This window comes from Clostridiales bacterium, assembly GCA_012512255.1.
Lineage (GTDB): Bacteria > Bacillota > Clostridia > Christensenellales > DUVY01 > DUVY01.
Genome location: JAAZDJ010000112.1, coordinates 1 through 10,413, shown reverse-complemented (window position 1 = coordinate 10,413; position 10,413 = coordinate 1). Strand labels below are relative to the sequence as shown.

The 10,413-nt window shown below is 41.4% G+C and carries 7 protein-coding genes; 2 read left to right on the top strand and 5 right to left on the bottom strand.

The genetic code is table 11. The features are described 5' to 3' along the window. A partial coding sequence (locus GX756_05750) for a glycosyl transferase (GenBank protein NLC17364.1) occupies positions 1 to 2,289 on the top strand: 2,289 nt, incomplete at its 5' end. A 99-nt stretch (positions 2,290 to 2,388) separates the two neighbouring features. Here the strand turns inward: GX756_05750 and GX756_05745 are convergent. Beyond that, positions 2,389 to 5,076 carry a cation-translocating P-type ATPase gene (locus tag GX756_05745; protein NLC17363.1) on the bottom strand — a complete coding sequence of 896 codons (2,688 nt, stop codon included), beginning with the start codon at positions 5,074 to 5,076 and terminating at the stop codon, positions 2,389 to 2,391. Between the two features lie 366 nt (positions 5,077 to 5,442). Between GX756_05745 and GX756_05740 the strand changes: the two genes are divergently transcribed. Then, positions 5,443 to 6,255 (top strand): SDR family NAD(P)-dependent oxidoreductase, encoded by an 813-nt coding sequence (locus tag GX756_05740; protein NLC17362.1) that lies wholly within the window; start codon positions 5,443 to 5,445, stop codon positions 6,253 to 6,255. Positions 6,256 to 6,291: 36 nt separating this feature from the next. On the opposite strand, the gene GX756_05735 is transcribed toward GX756_05740, so the two are convergent. The 4 genes from GX756_05735 to GX756_05720 form a co-directional block, all read right to left on the bottom strand. After that, complete coding sequence (locus GX756_05735) at positions 6,292 to 7,038, bottom strand: ABC transporter permease subunit (protein ID NLC17361.1); 747 nt, start codon at positions 7,036 to 7,038, stop codon at positions 6,292 to 6,294. After that, entirely contained in the window at positions 7,038 to 7,967 is a 930-nt protein-coding gene (locus GX756_05730; GenBank protein NLC17360.1) for an ABC transporter substrate-binding protein, read from the bottom strand. Before GX756_05730 ends, GX756_05735 begins: the two co-directional genes overlap by 1 nt. Before the next feature lie 22 nt (positions 7,968 to 7,989). Next, positions 7,990 to 9,762: a 4Fe-4S binding protein gene (locus tag GX756_05725; GenBank protein ID NLC17359.1), complete on the bottom strand. Its 1,773-nt coding sequence runs from the start codon at positions 9,760 to 9,762 to the stop codon at positions 7,990 to 7,992. Between the two features lie 15 nt (positions 9,763 to 9,777). Continuing rightward, a partial coding sequence (locus GX756_05720; protein NLC17358.1) for a 4Fe-4S binding protein occupies positions 9,778 to 10,413 on the bottom strand: 636 nt, incomplete at its 5' end.

The window sequence follows — 10,413 nt, the reverse complement described above, 5'->3', positions numbered from 1 at the left end:
GCAAGGCTTCGCCGTATTACTAGATATAGATATAATAATGTTCCTATTGACGATGGGGGCAATTATATATACATAAGAGATTGCGATACGGCCTGGTCGCCCGGATGGAAACCGGTCAAGACCGAACTTGACAGTTACGAATGCCGTCACGGACTGGGATATACCAAAATAAATTCGTCCAAAAACAGATTGCAAGCAAAAGTTGTTTATTTTGTGCCTTTGGATATAAGCGCGATGGTCCAACATTTGACCTTGACCAACAACTCCGACACAACCAAAAAAATCAAAATTTGGACTTTGGAAGAGTTTTGTTTGTGGAACGCATTTGACGATATGACCAATTTTCAACGCAATTTTTCTACGGGCGAAGTGGAAGTGGAAGATAATATCATATATCATATTACGGAGTATCGCGAAAGACGCAACCATTACGCCTATTACGCGTCCGTTGCCGATATCAACGGTTTTGATACGGATAGGGACGCATTCTTGGGGCTTTATAACGGGTTTGACTGCCCGCAGGCCGTAAGCGAAGGCGTAAGTTATCAATCATTGGCTTCAGGATGGTCGCCTATCGCCTCGCATTATTTAGAAGTTGAATTAGCGCCCCGCTCCAGCGAGGATTTTATCTTTATATTGGGTTACGCTGAATTGCCCGAAGACCAAAAATGGACAGACGGCAAAGTAAATAAGACGCCCGCAAAACAAACGCTTAAAAAACTTAATACTGTCCAAAAAATAACGCAAGAGTTAGAAAAGTTAAAAGAATTTTGGAATGGTTTGCTTAATAAATTCCAATTGACAAGCCATGATCAAAAATTAAATCGCATGGTCAATATTTGGAACCAGTATCAAGTTATGGTCACCTTCAACATGTCGCGAAGCGCCTCGTATTTTGAAAGCGGGATAGGCAGAGGCATGGGCTTTAGGGACAGCTCGCAAGATTTGCTGGGGTTTGTGCATCAAATACCGCATTTGGCGCGCCAGCGCATTATTGACCTTGCTTCCACCATGCTTCCCGATGGAGGCGCGTATCATCAATATCAGCCTTTGACCAAAAAAGGCAATCACGATTTGGGCAGCAACTTTAACGACGACCCGCTTTGGATTATTTTGGCGGTTTGCGCTTATCTTAGGGAAACCGACGACCATACTATTTTGGACGAGATGGTGCCTTATGACAATAACCCCGAACTTGCCACGCCTTTGCACGAACACTTAAGGCGTGCGTTTGCCAAAGTAGTAACCAATTTGGGCGAGCATGGTTTGCCCTTGATTGGTAGGGCCGATTGGAATGATTGCCTAAATCTTAATTGCTTTTCTAAAAATCCCGACGAGAGTTTTCAAACGACTGAAAATGTAGGCAGCGACAAGGCCGAAAGCGTATTAATCGCCTGCATGGCGGTATATGTAGGCAAAGATTATTTAAGGCTGTGCCAAAAATACAACCTAAAAGAAGACGCGCGATTCGTGGAAGACGAGATCGCCAAGATGGAACAAGCAATAATAAAATATGGCTGGGACGGCGAATGGTTTTTGAGGGCTTATGACGCCTTTTCAAACCCCGTGGGTTCCAAACAAAATGAAGAGGGCAAAATCTTTATAGAAACTCAAGGATTTGGCTCTATGGCGCTGATAGGAAATGAATTGGATTATCCAAGACGCGCGCTTGACAGCGCTTGGAAACATCTAGCCACAAAATACGGCTTTGTATTGGTGCAGCCCGCTTATACTAAGTATTATCTGCACCTTGGCGAAATATCTTCTTATCCGCCGGGCTATAAAGAAAACGCCGCAATCTTCTGCCATAACAACCCTTGGATTATGATGGGCGAGGCCGCGATAGGCAGAGGCGACAAAGCTTTTGAGGCTTATAAGCGCATTTGCCCGGCGTATTTGGAAGATGAAAGCGATATTCACAAAACCGAGCCCTATGTTTATTCGCAAATGATTGCCGGCCCCGATTCCAAAAATTTGGGTCAGGCCAAAAATTCTTGGCTTACGGGCACGGCGTCGTGGAACTTTGTGGCGATTACCCAAAGCATCTTAGGGATAAGGCCCGAATACGAGGGCTTGAAAATAGACCCTTGCATACCTCAAGATTTTAAAGAATATACCATAGTAAGACATTATCAAAACGCTATATACGAAATTACCGTCAAAAATCCCGATAAACTATGCAAAGGCGTAAAAAACCTTATTATTGACGGCCAGAAGATAGAAGGAAATATTGCGCCTAGTTTTAAAGATAACAAAGTTCATAAGATTATTGCCATAATGGAAAGGTAAGGCTATTCTAGGCTTCTTTCCAAAAAACCCTCATTCTCCACCCTAAAGGAAAAAGCTCTTAAAATTTAAGGGCTTTTTCCTTTTTAGGTTTTTTTGTTATTAATATATTTTTTCTACCTTAACTTTCCATATAGCGCGGCTTATTACCTTCATAACCTCAACTACCGGTATTATTGAAATTGACATCGCAAAGACCACTAACCACTCTTTGAAATTAAGGGGCACGCTCTTGATGAGCATGGCTATTGGCTCTATTGAGATTATAAGCACGGTAAATATAATTAAACCAGCGATGCTGATAATGAGCATTCTATTGCCAAATAAATTGCGTCCAAAAATTGATTTTCGTTCTTTGTGGATATTAAGGCAGTGGAATAACTGTATTAACGATAAAGTCGCAAAAGCCATGGTTGTCGCGGTCTCTGACGACTGCCCGATAGCCCGGCCGATAAAATACGAGCCGTAAGTCAATCCCGTCATAAACGCCGCTTGAATCAAAATATTTCCTATCAAGAAAATATCAAAAAAGCTCTCATCCGCGCGCCTTGGCGGCACCGCCATAATATCGTCTTCGGCGTTATCGTTTCCCAGTGCAATCGCGGGGAAAGTGTCCGTTATGACATTAATAAACAGTATCTGGACGGTATGTAAAATAACCATGTCCTTTAATGCGCCGCCCGTCAAAGACGCCGCCAAAGTTATTATTGAGGCTATAAATAAAATCAAAATTTCGCTGGCGTTACACGACAATAAAAATCTAGTTGATTTTTTTATGTTGGCGTAAATCCTCCTGCCCTCTTCTACCGCGGTAACAATGCTCGCGAAGTTATCGTCCGTCAATATCATGTCTGCAACATCTTTGCTTACATCCGAGCCCGTAATGCCCATGCCCACGCCAATATTGGCGGTCTTTAAAGCGGGCGCGTCATTGACTCCGTCGCCCGTCATGGCGACTATATTATTATTGGCTTGCAAAGCCTTTACTATCCTAACTTTATGTTCGGGGGAAACGCGGGCATACACTCTGTAATAATTGACCTTTTCTTTGAGTTCTTGATCGCTCATTTTGTCCAGCTCTTCGCCCGTAATCGCGTATTTTTCGTTTTGGATAATGTTGAGTTCTTTGGCGATGGCTACCGCCGTATCTTTATGGTCGCCTGTAATCATTACCACTTTTATGCCAGCTTTTTTGCATGTCTTAATTGACTCGTAAACTTCGGGCCTGGGCGGGTCTTGCATGCCCGTCAGCCCCAAAAAGATTAGGTTTTGTTCCAATTCGCCTTTTTCTTTTTCATCGGGAACTTTTTGGATAGGTTTATACGCCGCCGCCAACACACGCAAAGCCGTGCTGGCCATTTCTTTGTTGGCGTTTAGGATATCGTCTATATGCTGTTTGGTTATAGGCAAGATATTATTTCCGATTTGAATATGCGTGCATCTTTTCAAGACATGGTCAACAGCGCCTTTAGTAAAAGAAATAAGTCCTTGATTGGTTTGATTGACCGTAGTCATAAGCTTGCGCTCTGAATCAAAAGGCAATTCAAAAACCCTTGGATATAGATGATTAAAATCATTTTGATTAAGCCCGTTGCCCGCGCCCAATTTCAACAACGCGATTTCGGTAGGGTCGCCTTGCTCGCCTTCCAAAACAGAGTCGTTGCAAAGCATCAAACATTTCAAAAAATAATCGGCTGTAGGGCTTTTTGGCAACTCAATGGGTTGGATTTTGCCGTCAAAATAGTTTTTCTTTACGCTCATTTTATTTTGGGTAAGCGTGCCTGTCTTATCGGAACATATAAATTGCACGCATCCCAAAGTTTCCACCGCGTTTAGTTTTCTTACTATTGAATGCCGCTTGGCCATTTTTTGCACGCCTAAGGCCAAAACCAAGGTAACCACAGCGGGCAGCCCTTCGGGTATCGCCGCTACCGCGATGCTCACTGACAAAGTAAAAAAGTCTATAAATGTTTCAAAGGTAATTTGGCGTAAGCTAATATATGCCATCAGCAAGTTAACGCCTAATATCACCCCGCACATTATTAAAATTGCTATTGTCAAAACGCCGCTTATTTCGTTCATTCGTCTTTGAAGCGGCGTAGTTTCTTCTTTGGTCTCTTTTAAGATATTGGCTATCTTGCCTATTTCGGTATTCATGCCTGTGGCTGTAACCACGGCAAGACCTGTGCCGTATATGATTTTGCCCGTGGTAAATAACATGTTTTTTTGGTCGCCCACAATGACATTATCGCTATCAATCTTTTCGGCGCTTTTTTCCACAGGCGTAGATTCGCCCGTAAGCGCCGCCTCTTCGGACATTAAGCTGTTTGATTTGATTATTCTAGCGTCCGCAGCGATAACATCGCCCGCTGAAATTTGCATAATATCGCCCGGTACTAAGGTGTTGGAAGGCACCATTTTAACGGAACCGTTTCTAATAACCGCCGTATAAGGCGTCGCCATGCTCTTAAGTTTGGCTATTGCCTTTTCCGCCTTGCCTTCTTGGATTGTGCTCATGATAGCGTTTAAAAGCACAACGCCCAAAATAACGGACATATCAATCCATTCGCCCAAAATACCCGAAATAACCGCGGCGACTATTAATATTATTATCATAGGGTTGATTAACTGTTTTAAGAATTTAACTAATAATCCCGCCCTTTTCTCTTCGGACAAAACATTGTATCCGTATTTTTGAAGCCTTAAAGCCGCTTCTTGATCGCTTAGCCCCGAAGTTGAAGTCTGTAATTGGCTTAATACTTCTTCAACTTCTTTGTTATAATAAATCATCTTACCTCCTGCCAAATTAGCCTTTCAAGCTCTTAAAAATATTCAAAAAATTTATATGCTATAAGTTAATAATCTTTGCGCACTGAAGTATTATTTTGCGCTATTATTCCTTAGACTTTTAAGAATTGCCATTTTTAAAGTCCTGAAATTTTTTTAAAAAGGGCTTTAATAATAATATGTCCTAAATATAAAATTATTAATTAAATTGAAATTACCTCCAAAATAAAAAATATATTTGCGTATAAAATAATTTATAAATGCGCATGAAATTAAAATAACATTTTTTTCCTTATTTCGCAAGTATTAAATATTTCTTAAAAAGATAATAAATAATATTATTAATAATATTAAAAAGAGGTGTAAAAAATGGCAGAAGTTGTATTTGTTTTGGGCGGTTCGTCCGGTATCGGAATGGAAACGATAAGAAAATTTATTGATAATAATTATATAGTATATAACGGCTCAAGGACGGAATGCCCGATCGCGGGAGTGACCAACTTTACGGTGGATATTGCCAATCCCGAGACTTTATCGCAAGCGGTTGAAAAAATCTTATCGGAACACGGAAAAATTGACATAGGAGTATATTGCGCGGGAATTTCTATCGCCGCGCCCGCCGAAAAGACCACGCGCGATGATTATAGCTATCTTTTTGAGGTCAATATGTTTGGGGCGGCAGAGTTTGTAAAAAGCATTGTGCCTGTTATGAAAGCCCATAACAAAGGACGGCTTATCTTTGTGAGTTCTTTGGCGGGCGAGATGCCCGTGCCTTTTGAGGCGTATTATAGCGCGTCCAAAGCCGCGTTAAGCGCCTATGTTACCGAACTTAATATTGAACTTAACCAATATAATATTTACGCGACTTCCATTGTGCCCGGCGGCGTCAGAACGGAATTTACCCAAAAGAGAAAGATTTATTCAAATGGCGAACAGGTTCAAAATCTAGAAAACGCGACCAAAACATTGGCGGATATGGAACAGCATGGCTTGAGCGCGCAAAAAGTTGCCGAAGCTATCTTTAGCCAAGCCACCAAAAAACGCCCCGATGTCATTTGCGTTGTGGGTCTAAAAAACAAGATGCAATATGCTTTGAGCCGCATCTTGCCCCAAAAAGCGTCTATTGGAATGATTAAGTTTTTATATAAACAAGAAGACGACGGTCCAACAGCAAGAGTTTAAAAAAAGCCCTGCAAGATTTTTGGTCTGCGGGGCTTTTTAGATATGTTTTTTTCTAATCATTTTAACGATTAATTCCACCAAAAAGACAAACAGCGCCATTATAATAGTCCACGCGAAAATATCGGCCGTGTCAAGATAAATTCGCTCTTGCAACATCGCATAGCCTATGGTGTCTTTGGGCTGCGCTATAAACTCGGACATGACCATTACTTTTAGCCCCAAACCAAAGGATTGCAAAAAAGACGCAAATATATACGGCAGGGTTACTGGAATAAAAACCGACATTATTATTTTAAAATTAATACTGCTTAGAAGTCTAAGTTCGTCTTTTAATGTGTCGTCAATGGCAAAAAAACCGCCCAAAATCCCTTCATACATAACGGGCAAAACCACAAACGCCGTAATAAAATACGGGCTGATGTCATTGCCTGCCAAAAACAGCAAAATTATTATAAGGGAGACAACGGGAACGGCGCGCATTATGCTAAATAACGGCTTGATAAAATTTTCAAACCTTTCAAATTTATAAGAAAAATAAGACAATACCAAGGTCAAAACCGCGCAAATACTTACAGTCAGTATAAGCCTGCCTACCGTTTTTAATATAATAACATAGGTCTTGGCTTGCCTTAATAAAGCCATAAGCGCCCGAAATACGCTGGGGATATCGGGAATTACAAGGTCATTGTCAATGATTTTTTGCAAAATCGCCCAAAGCGCGAACAAAAACATTACGCCAAGAGTTACATATATGAAGCTATAATGTTTTTTTGCGCTGTTCATTAATAATAAAAATCATCCGCGGGCTGAGCGCCCAATAAGTTTTGGTCTATTAATAATTGAAAATACGCTTCCAAAACGGTTTTATTATCCTTGGCTTTTTTGTAATCTATAATATTGCCGCTTTGGATAGCCGAGGCGATAACTTCGCTAGTTATGTTTTTAAAATACTCATGATGTTTGATTATATCTTGCGCATAATCTTGGGGATTGGCTTTTAGGTATTCTATATTGTTTTTTAGCTCTTTTAAAATTTGATTAACCTTATTAATGTTTTTGGATTCGGGATTGATAAAAACGCCCGCTTGGGGGATTGAATCCATATCGCTTTTTAAGACTTCTTGAAGGTCAACAATGGTAAGATTTAATCCCATATTTTTCAATTGCGATAAAACGGGCTCTGCCACAAGCGCGTAATCATAATTGCCGTTTGTAAAGAAGGCTACCACATCGCTTACTCCCGATTGATAAACAATTTGGAAATCCGTTATATCTTTTGAATTTAACGCCGCTTGCAAGATTATATCGGGCGTCGCGTTTTGCCCAAAGGCTATCAGTTCTTTGCCTTTTAAGTCTTCCAAGTTCTCGTCTAGTGAAACATTATCTTTAGACACAACAAATAAATTGCCAAAAGTAATTATTGAGTCTAATTTATATTTGGTATTATTGTTGTTAAATAACTGCGCGCCTAAGTTTAACGGCGCGACAATTATATCGTGAGAAGACGAAGCAAATGCTGTAAGCAACAAATCAGGTCCGTTTACATTGTCAATTTCCACATCCGAATTATCATAAAGCCCGCCCCAAGCTATTAAAGTGATTCCGTTGGGGACCATAATTTTGACTTTATCGCCCTCTTTGGCGCACGATAGCGCAAAAACGCTAGATAATGAAACAACCAAAAATAAGACCAACGACAAAATCTTTTTCATGCTTTGTCTTCTCCATTAATCATTAAAGCTTTGAATAACTTTCTTTTTTGGCGTAATGGGTATGCAAAAGTTTATGCGCCTTATCGCTGCCGGGCTTTTCCAAAAACTCTTTGTAAAGCTCAATCACAACGGGGTTTTGATGGGATTTTCGCAATTGTTTTTGAGCGTCTATATTATATAACGCCTTTGCCCTTTCGGTTCTTATGTCTATATTTTCTTGGTCTTCTGCGCATAAGATAGGCTGTCCGCCGCCGTTGACGCATCCGCCCGTGCAAGCCATAAACTCAACAAAAGCGTATTTGCCGGGGTTTTGTTTGACTCTTTCAAACATTTCTTTAAAATTGACCGCGCCGTGAACGACCGCCACAGTAAGTTTAATTCCGTCTATTTCAATCTCGGCTTCCTTAATGCCGTCCCCCGCTCCTCTTATCGCGGCAAAGTCCACATCGGCATAATCTTTTTGTTCCAACAAATCTCTTACCGTCCTCAACGCCGCTTCCATAACGCCGCCCGTCGCGCCAAAGATAACGCCCGCGCCGGTGTATTTTGCCATAGGGCTAGAAGGAACAATATCTTCCAAGGCCCTAAAATCAATATCCTGTCTTCTTATCATTCTGGCAAGCTCGCGAGTGGTCAAAACATAATCCACATCGCGCGCTCCATCCGCTTCCATCTCGGGACGCTTAGCCTCGTATTTTTTGGCTATACAAGGCATAATGGAAACGACTTTTATCTTTTCTTTGGGTATATTGATTTTTTGGGCATAATAATGTTTTATCAGCGCGCCGTGCATCTGCTGAGGCGATTTGCAAGACGACAAGTTGGACAAGAACTCGGGATAATAATATTCTATATATCTTATCCAACCGGGCGAACAGGATGTGAAAAGAGGGAGCGCGTTTTTGTTGCCGTTTTTAAATTCTTGCAATCTATGGATAAATTCGGCGCCTTCTTCCATTATGGTCACATCGGCGCTAAAGTTGGTATCCGTGACATCGTCAAAGCCAAGTTTTGCGAGAGCGTTATATAGCTTGCCTTCAACATTTGTGCCTATCGGATAACCAAATTCTTCGCCCAAAGCCGCTCTAACGCTAGGAGCGACTTGAACTACGGTGTAGTATTCTTTATTAGATAAAAGTTCCAAAACTTCGTCTATTTGGTCCTTTTCTCTTAAAGCGCCGGTAGGACAAGCCTGAATGCATTTGCCGCAATAAATACAGCCGCTATCGTCTAAATCATGGTTTTGGGCAGAACTTATGTAGGTATGGTATCCGCGCTCGTTAAAGTCAAGCACGCCCGTGCCGGCAAATTTTTGGCAAGCGCTGACGCATCTGCCGCATAAGATACATTTGGAACTATCCAAAACTATGGCGTCTGTTATATTGGTTATAAAATGCTTTTTGGTAAAATGCGCGTCCTCGCCCATTGAGTTATCAATATTGTATTTCCTCAACAAATATAAAAACTCGCAATTGCGTTCTCTGGGACACTTCCAGCAATCAAATTTGTGGTTGGACGCCAAAAGCATAAGGTTTTTTTGGATAGATTTTTTTACGCGCGGGGTGTTGGTTCTGACGACCATATTGTTTTGAACCCTTACGGTGCACGAGTTTTTGAGCGTGCGCATGCCTTCTATTTCCACAACGCAAATACGGCAAGCCGACGTTTCGTTAATATCTTTTAAATAGCACAATCGGGGTATATAAATTCCCAATTCTTTGGCGGCTTGCAATATAGTGTATTTTTCAGGCACAGTGATTTGTTGTCCGTCTATAGTCAATGTCACAGTATTCATATTAATTACAAACTCCTATTCCAAGATAATAGCGTTTGCAGGGCAAGCTTGTCTGCACATATCGCATTTGATGCAACGGTTGGCGTCAATCTTATGCGGTTTTTTAACTTCGCCGCTTATCGCTTGAACGGGGCAATTGCGTTTGCATTTTGTGCAGCCTATGCATTTATCGGCAACGACCATATATTTAACAAGCGCTTTGCATACTTTAGCGGGACATTTTTTGTCCGCAACATGCGCAATATATTCGTCTTTGAAGTTTAACAAAGTGGATATAACGGGATTAGGCGCGGACTGTCCCAAAGCGCACAAAGCCGAATCTTGAATATAATACGCCAATTCTTCCAACTCGGTTATATCTTGCATCGTTCCATTGCCGGACTTTATCTTTTCCAAAATTTCCAACATCTTATGGGTGCCTTCGCGGCAAGGCGTGCATTTGCCGCAGGACTCTTCAACCGTAAATTGCAGGTAAAAATGCGCCACATCCACCATACAGTTGTCTTCGTCCATTACAATCATTCCGCCGCTGCCCATCATAGAATTGAGTTTAACAAGATTGTCGTAATCTATGGGCGTGTCAAGGTGCTCGGCGGTCAAGCATCCGCCCGAAGGCCCGCCTGTTTGCACGGCTTTGAATTTTTTGTTATT

Excerpts from the sequence above, each read along its gene's own strand:
- GX756_05745 (NLC17363.1), bottom strand. The coding sequence starts at position 5,076 with ATGATTTATTATAACAAAGAAGTTGAAGAAGTATTAAGCCAATTACAG.
- GX756_05740 (NLC17362.1), top strand. The coding sequence starts at position 5,443 with ATGGCAGAAGTTGTATTTGTTTTGGGCGGTTCGTCCGGTATCGGAATG.
- GX756_05735 (NLC17361.1), bottom strand. The coding sequence starts at position 7,038 with ATGAACAGCGCAAAAAAACATTATAGCTTCATATATGTAACTCTTGGC.
- GX756_05730 (NLC17360.1), bottom strand. The coding sequence starts at position 7,967 with ATGAAAAAGATTTTGTCGTTGGTCTTATTTTTGGTTGTTTCATTATCT.
- GX756_05725 (NLC17359.1), bottom strand. The coding sequence starts at position 9,762 with ATGAATACTGTGACATTGACTATAGACGGACAACAAATCACTGTGCCT.